Origin of the sequence: Micromonospora sp. C97, assembly GCF_018070385.1 — a bacterium.
Taxonomy (GTDB): domain Bacteria; phylum Actinomycetota; class Actinomycetes; order Mycobacteriales; family Micromonosporaceae; genus Micromonospora; species Micromonospora parva.
In genome coordinates this window covers 279,847-293,615 of record NZ_JAGPXU010000001.1, presented here as the reverse complement: position 1 = coordinate 293,615, position 13,769 = coordinate 279,847, and the positions used below count along the sequence as shown (strand labels likewise).

Genomic DNA, 13,769 nt, shown 5'->3' with positions numbered 1-13,769 from the left:
CGCGCCGGAGGGCACCCGTGTCGAGCTGTCGACGGGTCAGAGGCTCGCGAACTGCTCGCGGTGATCGCTGACGAACTCGGCGAAGGTCCGTGGCTGCCGCCCGACGATCCGCTCGACATGGTCGTTGGTGAAGTCACCCCACCCCGAACCGTAGGCGACCCGGTACTCGGCGAGGACCTCGGCCGACCAGTGGTCGAGGCCGGCCTGGAGCAGGCCGTCGCGCGTCTGTTCCGGGCTCTGCGGCACGTAGCGCACCGGCTGGCCGAGCGTACGGGCCATCTCGTCCGCCGCCTGGTCCAGCGTGGTGCTCTCCGGGCCGGTGGGCGTGTAGATCATGCCCTGGTGCTGCTCGGGTGCGGCGAGGATCGCCGCTCCCGCGGCGGCGATGTCCCGGGCGTCGATCAGGCCGACCCGGGCGTCACCGAAGAGCCCGAAGAGGTGCTCACCGGCCTTGGCGGCGAGCAGGTTCTGCATGAAGTGGCTCGGCCGCAGGATCGTCCACCCGATGCCCGACTCCTGCAGCTCCGCGTCGGAGAGCGCGTGCAGTCGGCCGTTGCGGGTCGGCGCGTCGTGCGCGGCGCCGATCGCGGAGAGCCGGACGATGTGCCGCACGCCGGCCTGCCGGGCCGCCCACACCGCGTTCATGCTCTGGCTCGGCGCGAGCGGACCCATCGGCATCAGCAGCCACAGCGTCGTCACGCCCTCGAACGCCGAGGTCAGCGTGGTGGGGCGGTCCAGGTCGCCGACGACGTAGTCGACTCCGTCGAGACCTGGCGTACGTGCCGCGTCCCGTACGAGCGCGCGGACCGGCTGCTTGCCGGCCAACTCCCGCAGCACCTCCCGCGACACGGTGCCGTTTGCCCCGGTTATCAGAATGGTCATGGTCATCCTCTCGGTCAGGCGGACCGAGGTCGGATCATCGGTCGCCGCCAGCGACGATATAGTCCAAAACTTGTACAGTCCAATGATTGGACCAAAGTATGAAGCGCAGCACACTGAAGGAGCAGGACCCTGACCTCGGGATCCTGGCCGTGCAGCTCTCCGCCCGCGTCCAGCGGGAGATCTTCCGACGTTCGGCCGAGCAGGGCTTCGACGACGTCCGGCCCCGCCACGGCGCGGTGCTGGCCTACCTCGACGCCGAGGGCACCCGCCCCGGCGAGCTGGCCCGGCTGGCCGGGCGCAACAAGCAGACGATGGGCGCGATCCTCGACGAGTTGGAGCGACTGGGCTACGTCCGGCGTACGCCCGACCCGGCCGACCGCCGCGCGAAGCTGATCGTGCCGACGGACCGGGGCCTCAGCTTCATGGCGGCCTCCGACGCCGTCGTGCACCTGATCGAGCAGAACCTCGCCGAAACGCTCGGCCCCGACCGGTACCGCGACTTCCGGGACGCACTGGGCCGTGGCGTGGCCAGCCTCCCCTCCGGTGGTCAGGACCCCGAGGGCTGAACCGGCGGCACGCGACGTCGTACCCCGGCGCTTTTCGGGGCGGGCGCACCCGGCGGCGGACCGCGCCGAACCGGTCGAACTGGCATACGACGGTGCCGGCCGGGTACGCCGCCGTGGCCGCGCGGCCGGCGCGACGCCCAGGCCGGACCGTCTTCGTGCAGCCGAGGAGCACCGACATGTCGATCTCAGGGCGGGCCCGACTCTCGCCGACGGCCTCCCTGGTGCTGCTCGCGTCGATCCTGGTGTCGTTCCTGGCCGCGTCGGCGGCCCCGACGCCGCTCTACGGCGTGTACCAGGAACGCTGGCACTTCTCGCCGGTCACGACCACAGTGGTGTTCGCCGTCTACGCGCTCGCCGTGCTGGCGTCCCTGCTCGTCTTCGGCAAGCTCTCCGACCACCTCGGCCGGCGGCCGGTGCTGGCCGTCGCGATCGCGGTGCAGATCCTCGCGCTCGTCGTCTTCGTCTTTGCCAACGGCGTCGCCGCCCTGCTGATCGCCCGCCTCGTGCAGGGGCTGGCCGCCGGTGCCGCCACCGGGGCCGTGGGCGCCGCCATGCTCGACATCGACCGGGCCCGGGGAACCCTCGCGAACTCGCTCGCCCCGGGCATCGGAACCGGAAGCGGGGCGCTGCTCTCCGCGCTGCTCATCCAGTTCCTGCCCGCGCCGACGCGACTGGTCTACCTCGTCCTGCTCGTGATCCTGCTGATCCAGGCCGTCGGGGTCGCGCTGATGCCGGAGACTGTCACGCCGCTGGCCGGGGCCCGGCGCAGCCTCCGGCCGGACATCACGCTGCCCCACGCGGTACGCCAGCCGGTCCTGGCCGTCGTCCCGGTGCTCTTCGCGGTCTGGGCGCTCGCCGGGTTCTTCGGCGCGCTCGGCCCGGCGCTCGTCCGCAGTCTCATGAACACGTCGATCGTGATCGGCGGTCTGGTCCTCTTCGTCTTCGCCGTCTTCGGGTCGATCGCCGTCCTGGTCCAGCGCAACGCCGCCGCCCGGACGGTGATCCTGACCGGGATCAGCACGCTCATCCTCGGCATGGTCGTCACGTTGGCAGCGATCATGGCGGAGTCCGTCCCGGGCTTCTTCGTCGGTCTCGCGCTCGGGGGAGTCGGCTTCGGCAGCGGCTTCCAGGGCAGCCTCAAGACCGTCATGCCGTTGGTGGAGGCGCACCAACGCGCCAGCGTGCTGTCCGTGCTCTACGTCATCTGCTACGTCGGCTTCGGTCTCCCCACGGTCATCGCCGGCTTCCTCGTGGTCTACGCCGGCGGCCTGCCGCGGACCGCCGACGAGTACTCCGTCGCCGTCATCCTCCTCGCCCTGGTCGCCCTGGTGGGGGTACGCAGGACCACCCGGATGGCGCCGGGCTGATACCGGAAAGCCCGCATCGGGCGGGAACGCGGACAGTAGCGTGATGATCAGGAAGGGGACAGCGATGAGCCCGAAGGTTGCCCAGGCCGACGCGAGCACGGCGGCGCGGATCGAGAGCCTCGACATCAAGCTCGAGGTGCTCGTCATCCCGGTCTCGGACGTGGAACGGGCAAAGGCGTTCTACCAACGGCTGGGGTGGCGGCTCGACCAGACCCCGCCCGGCATCGTGCAGTTGACGCCGCACGGCTCCGCGTGCTCCGTGCAGTTCGGCCCCGGGCTCACCCCGGCGGCACCCGGCTCGGCAGTGGCGTATTTGGTCGTTTCCGACGTCGAGGCGGCCCGCGCCGACCTCGTCGCCGCCGGCATCGAGGTCGGCGACGTCTTCCACGTCACCCCGGACGGCCCGGTCGACGGGCCGGACCCGCAGCGACGCAGCTACTTCTCGCGCGCCACACTGCGCGACCCGGACGGCAACACCTGGCTGATTCAGGAGATCACGACCAGGCTTCCCGGGCGCATCGAGGGCGGGCTGACGTCGTTCGGCTCGGTGAGCGACCTGGCGGACGCGATGCGGCGCGCGGCCGCCGCACACGACGAGCACGAGAAACGTACCGGGGAACGGGACGACAGCTGGCCCGACTGGTACGCGGCGTACATGGTCAGCGAACAGTCGGGGGCCACACCGCCCGAGTGAGCCCTGACCGACGACGGATTCGGGGCCGAGGCCGGCGCACAGCTGCTCACCACGGCCCCGGGCGGGCTCAGGACGCCGCTCGCCACACCCAGTTGCGGCGTTCGTAGAGGGGCACCAGCCCGGCCCGGCGCAGGTTGTTCAGCGACGGGTTCTGCTGACCGGGAGCGGGCTTGCCGGTCTCGGCGAACAGCCACCGGCATCCCGCCTCGACGGCGGCCTGGGCGCGGGCGGTGATCAGCGCCGACTGCGCCCCGAGGCCGCGGTGACCGGAGGCCGTCGCGGCGGCGTTGAGCGCCGCGGCCTCGCCGTGCAGGAACAGGTTGGCGCCCGCCACCAGCTCACCGCCGTCCCACGCCGCACAGGGTCGCCACGCCGGCTGGCCGACCGTCGCGGCCACCATGTCGGTGAGCCCACCGGTCGGCATGCCGAACCCGGTGAGCAGCACATCGGCCCAGCGCCGCGCCTCGGTGGTGGGCACCGGGCCGACCCGCAGGCGGGTCCGTCCGGCGGTGACGTCCTCGGGCCGGGCGGCGAGCTTGATCCAGGTGCTGCCCGGCGTGAGCCCGCGCGCGGCGGCCACCTCGTCGAAGCCGGCGGGCACTACCGACGGAATGAGCTGGATGACGGCCTGACCGATGCCGTGCTCCCGGTAGAAGTCGAGGACGTCATCCAGGACCTGCACGGTGAACGGCTCGGTGGTGCCGAAGCCCAGGGCCTTACTCCAGTACCCGCCGGACGGATCGTTGCGCATGCCGAGGGCGACACCGCCGCCGACGCGGGTGGTGGCGATCCCGAGATCGGTGTACGTGGGTGCGGGTGCCTGTGACTCGTACGAGTGCATGAATTCGCACTCCACGGCTTCGGCGAGTGGGGTCAGGTCGGCTGGCGCTGTCACCAGCCGATTATCGTCTGGTCCTCTCCCAGGCCCGCACCAGCTGCATCCGGTTGTTGATACCGAGCTTGTGATATATGGACCGGAGCTGGGTGTCCACGGTGTGGAAGGAGACGAAGAGGCTCCTGGCCGCCTCCTTCTTCGTGGCGCCGGCGGCGAGCATCTCGGCGACCCGCTCCTCGGCGGGGGTGAGCGCGTCGAGGCCCCCACCGGGCGGCTCGTCGATCGACGGCCGGTGCCGCGGGGTGCCGCTGAGGTCGGCGCAGCGCCGGTCGGCAATCGTCTGGTCGCCGGGGGCGCCGATCCGGGCGTAGAGGGCAGCAGCCTCGTGCGCGGCGTCGCGCGCCTCCCCGGGGCGCAGCCGAGGGTTGTTCGCCAGGTCGAGCAGCGCGTCGGCCAGCGCCGGCCGGGCGGCGGTGGTGCGCAGTTGGTCGACCGCCGACCGGAGCGCGTCCGGGTCGCCGTCGCGCAACCCCCGGCTCTGGTCGGCCAGCGCGCGCCACAGCGGCACCGGCGTACGGGTGGACACCAGCTCGACCAGTTCGGTGACCCGGCGGGCGGCTCGGGTGTCGCCGGTGGCCACCGCCGCGCGTACCAGCCGGGGACCGAAGTGCGGCACCGGCAGCAGCGGCCGGACCGAGCGGTGCAGGTCGGCGACGACCCTGGTGAGCAGGCCCGCCGGCGTGCTCACGGCCGGGTCGCGGGCTGCCACGCAGAACGCCGGGCTCCACATCGTCCGGTCGGGCCAGCGGTCCTCGGCGAGGCAGGTGCGCAGGATGGCGCGGGCGGCGTCGTGCTCGCCACGGCGGTAGCGGACCTCACCGATCACCGCAACCAGCAGGGCGCGCACCTCTCTGCTGAGGTCCGCCGAGCCGGAGCTGAGCGTCGTGACGGCCAGCGCGGCCGCCTCGGGCAACTCGCCCACCGCCACCATGCGCAGGCAGTCCAGCGCGGTCAGCCCGGTGAGCGGCCCGTCGCCGTCATCCGGCGCCTGGCGGGCGGCGGCCCGGGCGTCCGGGTGCCGGCCCAGGCCGAGCGCGACGAGGATCCGTTCGGCCCGGATGGACGGGGCGTCGGCGCGGGCCGACCAGGAGTTCGGATCCAGGGCCGCCAGCACGGCCTGGGCGCCCGGCAGGTCACCGTGCGCGAGCGAGCGGGCGGCCCGGCCGAGGGCGAGATGGCGAGCGGACGACTGGTCACCCGACGCGGCGTGCGCGGTGCCCGCGTCGCGCAGCAGGGCGTCGGTGTCCGGATGACCCGTGCGGGCCGCGACCGTGGCGACCAGGGCGAGCACCGTGGCGCGGCTGCGGGCGTCCAGCCGGAGGTTCAGTGCCTCCCGCAGGCCGGTGAGGGCGATGGTCGGCTGTTCCAGTGCGACGGTCCGCGCCACCCGACCGAGCACCAGGGTGCGGTGCGGCTCGCCGCCGCGGCTCGTCGCGACCTCGGCCGCCAGGATGTGGAGCGCCTCCGTCCCGCGCCCGGCGAGCCGGAGCTGGTCCGCGGCCTCGAAGAGCCGGTGCCGTCGTTGCTCGGTGGTGATGTCGTCGGCCGAGAGCGTTCCGGAGCTGAAGGATGATTCGGACAATGGCGTTCTCCCCGGTTGTTACCCGGCGCGTCGAAATGCCGTCCTGCGACCGAGCCTAGCCACGCCGGCACGTACGGGAGACCGGATCGCCGAACCGGCGGGATTGCGTCGAATGGCCCGTGCCGTCCGGGAACTGGTGTGCGGTAATGGCGCGATCACGTGATGCGACGGTCGGTGTTCCGCGCCGATCATCGAACCATGGCCCCGCTCACCGACCCTCCCGGTCTGCCTCGGCTCCGGGTCGTGCTGCTGATGTTCGTCGTCTATGCCGGCACCGGGGTGGGTGGTCACGCTCCGGCGTGGACCCGTCTGGTGCTGACGGCGATCGCGGTGGCGATCCCGGTCGCGATCGCGATCCAGCACGGCCGGCCCGGAGTGCGTGCCCTGCTGGGGATCTCGTCGCGGCTGCGGCTGCGTGGCGGATCCGTTCCCGCGCCCGAGCCGGTCCAACCCGAGTGAGGAGACAGCGATCATGGCCGACAGTGATCCCGAACCGAGGCGCGGCGACCAGGGCGCACCGCCCTTCGCGGGCCGCAACGTCGCGCTTGAGCGGCAGAACCCGGACCTTGTGGTTCCGCCCACCACCGACAGCCGGTTGGTGCCCAACCTCAAGTTCTCGTTTTCACAGGCGCACACCCGGGTGGAGAAGGGCGGCTGGACCCGGGAGGTCACCAGCCGCGACCTCCCGATCGCCACCCAGTTGGCCGGCGTCCAGTTCGGTCTCGAACCGGGCGCGTACCGGGAGATCCACTGGCACCAGCAGTCGGAGTGGGCGTACATGCTCAGCGGAAGCTGCCGGATCAGCGCCGTCGACCACGAGGGACGCAACTTCATCGAGGACGTGAAGGCGGGCGACCTGTGGTTCTTTCCGCAGGGTGTGCCGCACAACATCCAGGCGTTGCAGGACGGCGCGCAGTTCCTGCTGGTCTTCGACGACGGCGCGTTCTCGGAGAACAACACGTTCCTGCTCAGCGACTTCTTCGCGCACACCCCCCGGCACGTGCTGGCCAAGAACTTCGGCTGGACGCCGGAACAGATGGAGAACCTGCCCGAGCGGGAGAAGTACATCTTCCAGGGCGACGTCCCACCACCACTGCAACAGGACCGGGTGGTCAGCCCGACCGGCGACATCCCCCGAAGCTTCAAGCACCGGATGCTCGCCCAGACCCCGCAGCGTTTCCGCGGCGGAACCGTCCGGATCACCGACTCGACCAACTTCGCCGCCTCCGTGACCACGGCCGCGGCACTGGTGGAGGTCGAGCCGGGTGGGATGCGCGAACTGCACTGGCACCCCACCACCGACGAGTGGCAGTACTACATCTCCGGCACCGCACGGATGGGCGTGTTCGCCGCGCAGGCTGCCGCCCGGACGTTCGACTTCCAGGCCGGCGACGTGGGGTACGTGCCCTTCGCCTACGGCCACTACATCGAGAACACCGGTGACGAGCCGCTGGTGTTCCTGGAGATGTTCCGCCATCCCCGGTTCGAGGACATCTCGGTGATGCAGTGGATGGCCAACACGCCCCACGAGATCATCGCCGACACGATCAACGTGTCGACGTCGATCGTGGACAGTCTGCCGAACACCAAACAGGTGGTGATCTGAGCGTCTTCGCGTCCGGCCGTCCGTCACCCGACGGACGGCCGGACCGGTGGATCAGCGCCCCGCGGGTGCCGGGGAGACAGGAGTCGCGGCAGGTCGTCGGCGTCGGGACACCGCCCCCACCACCACGTCGATGACGAGGAAGGCGAGCACTGTGATCCCGAACAGCGGGAGCGCCCAGCCGATCGCCACGGTCACCGGTACGCCGATCAGCAACGCCCAGAGCGGCAGACCGCGTACACCGCCGCGCGCTGGCGGGGTGCCGGCGAGGGCGCGGCGGTCGGCGCGGGTGGGTCGACGCTGCCACCACATGCGGTAACCCCAGAAGATGACGCAGAGCAGCCCGAGCGCGAGCGCGGCGAGCAGGATCTGGTTGACCAGGCCGAAGAGGATCCCCATGTGGGCCTGGATGCCGAGGCCGCTCAGTTTGGCCAGCAGGGGCCAGTCGGCGAAGTCGCTGCGGGCGGTCACCGCGCCGGTGGCCGGGTCGACGGCGATGCGGTCCTTGTTGACCGGCCAGGTGTTGTCGACCTGCGTGACAGTCCAGGCGGAACCCGGCTCCGGCGCGGGGGTGATCTCGACGGGACCGGAGAGGCCCGCGTCGCGAGCGACGCCCAGGACCCGGTCGAACGCCGCCGACTCGACGACCCCGCCAGCCCCGGCGGCACCGTGCTCGTGACCCCCGCCGGTCTCGGCAGGGGCGGTGGGCCCGGCCGTGAGGCTGGTGGAGATCTCCGGGGTGCGGGCGTTCACCGCGTCCACGCCGTCGGCGAAGTTCGCACCGGCGTAGCGGGACCACGTCAGACCGGTGACCGAGAGGAAGAGGAGACCGACGGTGAGCCAGATGCCGGTGGTGGCGTGCCACCCTCGGGTACGACGAACACCCTTACCCGTGGACAGGTCCGGCACGAGCAGATGCCGGGCTGCGGCTCGGGCGGCGCCGCGTCGACGCCACCAGAGGATGACCCCGCCGAGCGCCATCACCCACAGCCAGCTCGCGGCCAGCTCGGAGTAGTGCTCGCCGACCGTGCCCAGGTGCAGGTGGCGGTGCAGGTCGTCCAGCCAGGTGACGGCCGGCGTGGACCCGAACCAGGTGGTGAGCTGGCCCTGGGACTCGGCGGTGTACGGGTCGATGTAGACGGTGTGCTGCTTCTCGCCAAGCTCGGGCAGAGAGAACACCACCTTCGTGGTCCGGTCGCCGTCGCCGGGTTGCACGGTGGTGATGCTGCCGTCGGGGTGCGCGTTGCGGGCCGCCCCGATCTGTTCGGCCAGTGGCAGCTGACGCTCACCCACCTCGGCGACGGTGAGCTGGTTGCCGTAGAGGATCGCGTCGAGCTGCGGTGCTGTGGTGTAGGCCAGGCCGGTCAGTGCGGCGACCACCAGGAACGGGGCGACGAGGATGCCGGCGTAGAAGTGCAGCCGCAGCAGCAGCGCACCGAACGGCGACGTACGCCGGGCGGCTCGGGCCGGTTTCTCGGCGGTGATGGGGGGTTCCGGCTGCGGCGTGCCGGACAGTTCGGTGAGAGACATGGTGATCCGATCGGAAGAGTCGGGAAGCACGAAGGTGTTTCCCGTACTGGTCTGGTCGCCCGGTGAGGTGTCGCGTCGGCCCTGACCGGTAGTCGGGGGAGTGACGCCGCCGGTTCCCGGAGACGTACAAGGCCGGGCCGTTCGGTCCGGGCCGTGCGGTGTGCGTCGCTGCCGGTCCGCCCCACTGTGGAGCGGGTCACCGTCTGATCAGCGCCGCACCGTCCGTCGCCACCGCCGCCCAACGGCCGTCACCAGGACGACGAGGGCCAGCGCGGCCCCCGCCACGAGCACACCGCTCGGGCCGTCGTCGGACTCCGCGCCGGCGGCGGCTGGGGCGGGCGCTGACGCGCTGAGGTTGGCAACCGGCGCGGCGCTGGACGAGGGATCGGCCACCGTGAATGGGTACGACCCCTGCACCGGGTGCCCGTCGACGGAGACGACCCGGTAGGCGACCGTGTAGGTCCCGTTCGGCAGGGTGTCTGTCACCCGGACCGTGCTCGTCGCCCCGGTGACCACCGGTTCGCCGGTGGGAAGCTTCCGCTTGGCGGCGTCGGTGAGCACGATCGTGGTGAAGGTGGGGTCGAGCCGCCGCATGACTTCCAGCGTGACCTCGGTCGGTGCGCTCGACAGTGTCGCGTCCCGGGCGGGCGTGGCCGCCCGGAGCGAGTTGTGCGCCCAGGCCGGGCCGGCCGGGATGAGCACCGCCACGAGGACGGCGAGCACCGCCGCGCCGAGCCGGACGGCGGTGGGGCGCGACGGCGACCTGGTCATCCGAGCACCTGCTCGCCGATCCAACCGCCCGGTGGACATCCGGGCGGGATGGCGAAGACCGCGGAGCCGATCGGCGTGGTCCACTCGTTGAGCAGGTCCCGGTCTGCCAGCCGGCGCTGGATGGGCAGGAACTGCCGGGCGATGTCAGCCTGGTACGACGTGAAGATCAGGCCGCTGTCCGCGTGACCGTCCGCCGTCGGCACCCCGTCGTAGTTGTACGGCCGGCGGAGGATCTTCAGCCGGTCGTCGGTGACGTGGGCGCGGGTCAGGTGCGAGAAGTCGGGGATGACGGTGAGCCCGTCCGGATCGGTGGCGGCGAAGTCGGGTTCGTCATGCTCGGCGGTGCCGGTGAGCGGGGCACCGGTGTCGAGCCGCCGCCCGACGGCGAGTTCGCGGTCGGCCCGGCCGAGCAGGTCCCAGGTTTCCATGTTCATGCTGATCCGCCGCACCACCACGGTGGTGCTGTCGCGCAGCCACGCCGGGCCGTCCGGCACCCAGAGCGCGGTGTCCATGGGCGCGCCGGGCCGCGGGTTGGCGGTGCCGTCGAGCTGACCGAACAGGTTGCGTTGGGTGTGGCCACCCGGCTCGACACCGGGGCTGCGCCGGAAGCCCTGCTGGACCCACCGCACCGTGGCGAACGGCCGGCTGTCCTTGATCAGGACCCGCTGGGCGTGGGCCACGGTGATCGCGTCGTCAGCGCAGATCTGGAGCAGCAGGTCCCCGCCGGACCAGGCCGGCTGGAGCCGGTCGATGCGGAACGACGGCAGGTCGGTGACCGATGCCGGCCGGCGGTCGTCGACGCCGGCCGCCCGGTAGAGGCCGGGCCCGAAGCCGATGGTCACTGTCAGCCGTGCCGGCAGCAGCCCCAGTTCGGCCTCGGTGTCGGCCAGCGCGGGCCGGCCCTGGGTGAGTCGGGCGGCGTCGTCGGTGAGCAACCGCAACATCCGGCCCAGCGCGGCCCGGTCGACGCCGGCCCGCAGCGTGAGCGCCACGAACGACGCGTGCGCCTGCGGTTCGGTGGCCACCCCGGCCTGCCGGGCGCCGTGGAACGGCTCGACCAGGCCGCCGACGGCCGCCACCGCCGCCGTGGCGTCGGCGGCGGCCCGTGGTGGCCCGCCATCGGTGCGAGTCGTGGCGATGGCGGCACCGCCGGCCAGAGCCCCTCCGGCGGCCAGGGCTCCGCCGGTGAGCAGGCCGCGCCTGCTCACCGGCCGCACACGTGGCGTCCGCGTCACGATGCCGGGCTCATGCTCATCGTCGGCGTGGCGCTCGTGCCGGGCAGAGGCTGGCCGTGCCCCGGGGCGTAGCTCTCCTGCGCGCCGGTGAACGGCTTGGCCACGGCGCGGAACTGCTGGGTCCTGCCGTCGGCGAAGGTCAGCGTGAAGGTCACCTCGTCGCCGGCCTGTACGGGCTTGGTGAGGTTCATCAGCATGAGGTGGTCGCCGCCGGGCTCCAACGCGTGGGTGCTCCCGGCCTTGATCACGATGCCACCCCGCTTCTGCCGCATGACCATAGTGCCGTCCTTCATGGCCATCTCGTGCAGTTCCATCGAGGACAGGGCGGTGGTCGCACCGGTCACCGTGACGTCGCTGTCGCCGTCGTTGACCAGGGTGCCGAAGGCCGCCGTCATGCCCTTGTCGGCGGCCTTCACCCACGGGTCACGAATGCCGAGCACACCAGCGTCCGGGTTGGCCGACGCCGACGCCGACGCCGACGCGGACGGGCCCGGCTGCGCAGTCGACGGAGAGTCGGACGAGCCGCATCCGGCGGTGCCCACCGTCAGGATCGTGGCGGCGAGGATCGCGGCCGAGCGGCGGCGTGGACCGAGCGGGCTGGTGCTGCGCATGTGTTCTTCCTCCGATGGTTGCTGCTGGCTGGTAGGTCGGCAGCAGCACGGAGAAAGTTCCAGGCTCAGGGCACGTCGATCGTGAACTCCCCGGTGTGCACCGTGCCGGCGACCTGGAAGTCGAAGAAGGCCCGGTACCGGCCGGCACTTGGCACGGTCAACCAGAACTTGACGGTCCCGTCGACCAGCTCCTGCTCGGGGTGGACGTGCACGTAGCCGAGGTCGCCCTCCCGCACGACGACCAGGTGCCCGTACGCGCCCAGGTACCGCTCCAACTGGGCGGGTGTAGCGGCGCTGGTGACCTGGAAGTGGATCGGCGCCGTCACCCCCACCGTCGGGGTACCGGTCATCGACACCGCGTACGGACCGGCAGCCGCCTGCGTCTGCGCCGGTGGCTGCACGGCCGGGGTGTGCGCGCCCGGCACTGTGTGGTCGACGCCCAGCACGAGCGGCAGCGGCGTGCCGTTGGCACTGGTGACGGAGAAATCGGCGTAGACGCGGTAGCCGCCGGGTCGGGCCAGCGTCAGCGGGACGCTCCAGGTGCCGTCGGGTGCCATCGTCGGGTGCAGGTGCTGGTAGCCGGTCAGGTCCCGGCCCACCACGATCAGGTGCAACGGCTTGTCGTGCACGACCGCGAAGCGGGTCGCCGGCTGCCGGTCGGTGCCGACGATGCGGAAGCGGTAGTCGGCGCGTACCCCGGCGGGTTGGGTTCGTTCCAGCGGTTGCAGCGTGAAGCCGGCGGCGCTGACGGTCGTCCCGGTGGCAAGCGTCTCGCCTGTTCCGCTGTCGCCCCGGTGCGTGTGCGGCCCGGTGCCCGCCGGGTGTTGGTGTCCGTCGGTCGCGGACACCGCCGGGCCGGAGGCGGGCGGACCGCCCGCCGGCTGCCGGGCGGTGTTGGCGGCCGGGCCCTCGTTGCCGCTGATGCGCGCCAAGCCGAACCCGCCGAGCAGGGCCAGCACCAGGGCACCGACGAACAGTGCCAGCCCGGTGTTGCTCAGCCGGGACCGGGGCGTCGCGCTGGCGAGGTCCGGGTCCGGCGACGCTCCGGGGTCGGCGGGCGGTCGAGTGTCCGAGGTCTGCGTACCGTTGCCGGTCGTCGCGGCGGCCCGGTCTGCGTCGGTTCTGCCACCGACCGCCCTGCCGCCGCCAGTCTTGGCAGCGGCGGTCCTGCTACCGGCGCCCTTGGTGCCGGGGGTCCTGGTTCCGGGACGGGTGCCGGCGCCGCGTCGACCGGATGTCGCCGACGCGGTACGGCCCCGGCCGACGGGTCTGCCAGTGGAGGCCGACCGCCGACGCCAGACGGCGAATCCCGCCGCCGCGACCGCCACCGCGACCACCGCCAGGCCGATCCACGCGACCGCTCCGGGGCCGCTCTCGTCCGTCGACTCGATCGGAGCAGCCGCTGCCGCGGACGGCGGAATCGGGGTCTCGGCCGCGACCGTCGGCACTGCCGACGCCTGCCCGGACGACCCGTGTTGCTCGGCGGTAGCCAACAGCGCCGGATCCGGCTGGGTCGACGGCGGACTCCACCCCTTGGGCGCCGCCGTCACCGGCCCGGCGTAGCGGAAGGTCAAGGTGCCGCGTACGGGGTCGCCGTCCGAGGCGACCGACAGGTAGCTCACCGAGTACTCACCCTTGGCCGGCAGGTGCGCGACCGCCACCGTCGCGGGGAACCCGGTCGTGTACTCGCGTGGCTCGAACTGGCCGTTCACCAGGAAGTACTCGCGCACCGGCTTGTCCAGTGGCTTCGGCTCCCCGTACGACCAGCCATTGTCGACCCGGATGCCACCCGGCGCGGTGACCGTGAAGAACGCGTTGGCCGCGGCCTTCTCGGTGAAGAACAGCTGCACCGACGTCAACGGCTCGCGCACCGTGGCGCCACCCGCCGGCGTGGACATGGCGAGGGTCCCGTGAGCTGCGGCAGGCTGAGCGGACGCGAGGAGAGCGACCGCCGAGGCGAGGAGGATCGCGAGGAGGCCCGAGACCACCCGCCCAACGATCTGAGGGTGACGACGCATCTGAATATCCTGACT

The 13,769-nt window shown here is 72.2% G+C and carries 13 protein-coding genes; 5 read left to right on the top strand and 8 right to left on the bottom strand.

Going from position 1 to position 13,769, the window contains the following annotated elements:
• Positions 1-36: 36 nt before the first annotated feature.
• A complete protein-coding gene (locus tag KBX26_RS01230) occupies positions 37-882 on the bottom strand; it encodes an NAD(P)H-binding protein (protein WP_210864475.1) in 846 nt (281 codons plus the stop codon).
• 86 nt (positions 883-968) lie between these two features.
• On the opposite strand from KBX26_RS01230, the gene KBX26_RS01225 reads away from it, so the two are divergent.
• The 3 genes from KBX26_RS01225 (at position 969) to KBX26_RS01215 (ending at position 3,509) form a co-directional block, all read left to right on the top strand.
• Positions 969-1,448 (top strand): MarR family winged helix-turn-helix transcriptional regulator, encoded by a 480-nt coding sequence (locus tag KBX26_RS01225; RefSeq protein WP_247676301.1) that lies wholly within the window; start codon positions 969-971, stop codon positions 1,446-1,448.
• Positions 1,449-1,624: 176 nt separating this feature from the next.
• Entirely contained in the window at positions 1,625-2,815 is a 1,191-nt protein-coding gene (locus KBX26_RS01220) for an MFS transporter (RefSeq protein ID WP_210864474.1), read from the top strand.
• Positions 2,816-2,879: 64 nt separating this feature from the next.
• Positions 2,880-3,509, top strand: a complete 630-nt coding sequence (locus KBX26_RS01215) for a VOC family protein (RefSeq protein ID WP_210864473.1) — start codon at positions 2,880-2,882, stop codon at positions 3,507-3,509.
• A 67-nt stretch (positions 3,510-3,576) separates the two neighbouring features.
• Here KBX26_RS01215 and KBX26_RS01210 read toward each other — a convergent pair whose 3' ends face one another.
• Entirely contained in the window at positions 3,577-4,404 is an 828-nt protein-coding gene (locus KBX26_RS01210; RefSeq protein WP_210864472.1) for a GNAT family N-acetyltransferase, read from the bottom strand.
• Between the two features lie 7 nt (positions 4,405-4,411).
• A complete protein-coding gene (locus tag KBX26_RS01205) occupies positions 4,412-5,986 on the bottom strand; it encodes a helix-turn-helix transcriptional regulator (protein ID WP_210864471.1) in 1,575 nt (524 codons plus the stop codon).
• A 198-nt stretch (positions 5,987-6,184) separates the two neighbouring features.
• Here KBX26_RS01205 and KBX26_RS01200 point away from each other — a divergent pair, with 198 nt between their 5' ends.
• Positions 6,185-6,445, top strand: a complete 261-nt coding sequence (locus KBX26_RS01200; RefSeq protein WP_210860947.1) for a hypothetical protein — start codon at positions 6,185-6,187, stop codon at positions 6,443-6,445.
• Positions 6,446-6,458: 13 nt separating this feature from the next.
• Complete coding sequence (locus tag KBX26_RS01195) at positions 6,459-7,592, top strand: oxalate decarboxylase family bicupin (protein WP_030330550.1); 1,134 nt, start codon at positions 6,459-6,461, stop codon at positions 7,590-7,592.
• Positions 7,593-7,643: 51 nt separating this feature from the next.
• On the opposite strand, the gene KBX26_RS01190 is transcribed toward KBX26_RS01195, so the two are convergent.
• From KBX26_RS01190 to KBX26_RS01170, 5 genes are all read right to left on the bottom strand, one after another.
• Complete coding sequence (locus KBX26_RS01190) at positions 7,644-9,119, bottom strand: PepSY domain-containing protein (protein ID WP_210864470.1); 1,476 nt, start codon at positions 9,117-9,119, stop codon at positions 7,644-7,646.
• Positions 9,120-9,326: 207 nt separating this feature from the next.
• Complete coding sequence (locus tag KBX26_RS01185) at positions 9,327-9,890, bottom strand: copper resistance CopC family protein (protein WP_210864469.1); 564 nt, start codon at positions 9,888-9,890, stop codon at positions 9,327-9,329.
• Positions 9,887-11,098: a Dyp-type peroxidase gene (locus tag KBX26_RS01180; RefSeq protein ID WP_210864468.1), complete on the bottom strand. Its 1,212-nt coding sequence runs from the start codon at positions 11,096-11,098 to the stop codon at positions 9,887-9,889. Before KBX26_RS01180 ends, KBX26_RS01185 begins: the two co-directional genes overlap by 4 nt.
• 23 nt (positions 11,099-11,121) lie before the next feature.
• Positions 11,122-11,736 (bottom strand): copper chaperone PCu(A)C, encoded by a 615-nt coding sequence (locus tag KBX26_RS01175; RefSeq protein WP_210864467.1) that lies wholly within the window; start codon positions 11,734-11,736, stop codon positions 11,122-11,124.
• Positions 11,737-11,801: 65 nt separating this feature from the next.
• A complete protein-coding gene (locus KBX26_RS01170) occupies positions 11,802-13,634 on the bottom strand; it encodes a copper resistance protein CopC (protein ID WP_247680072.1) in 1,833 nt (610 codons plus the stop codon).
• Between the last annotated feature and the right edge of the window lie 135 nt (positions 13,635-13,769).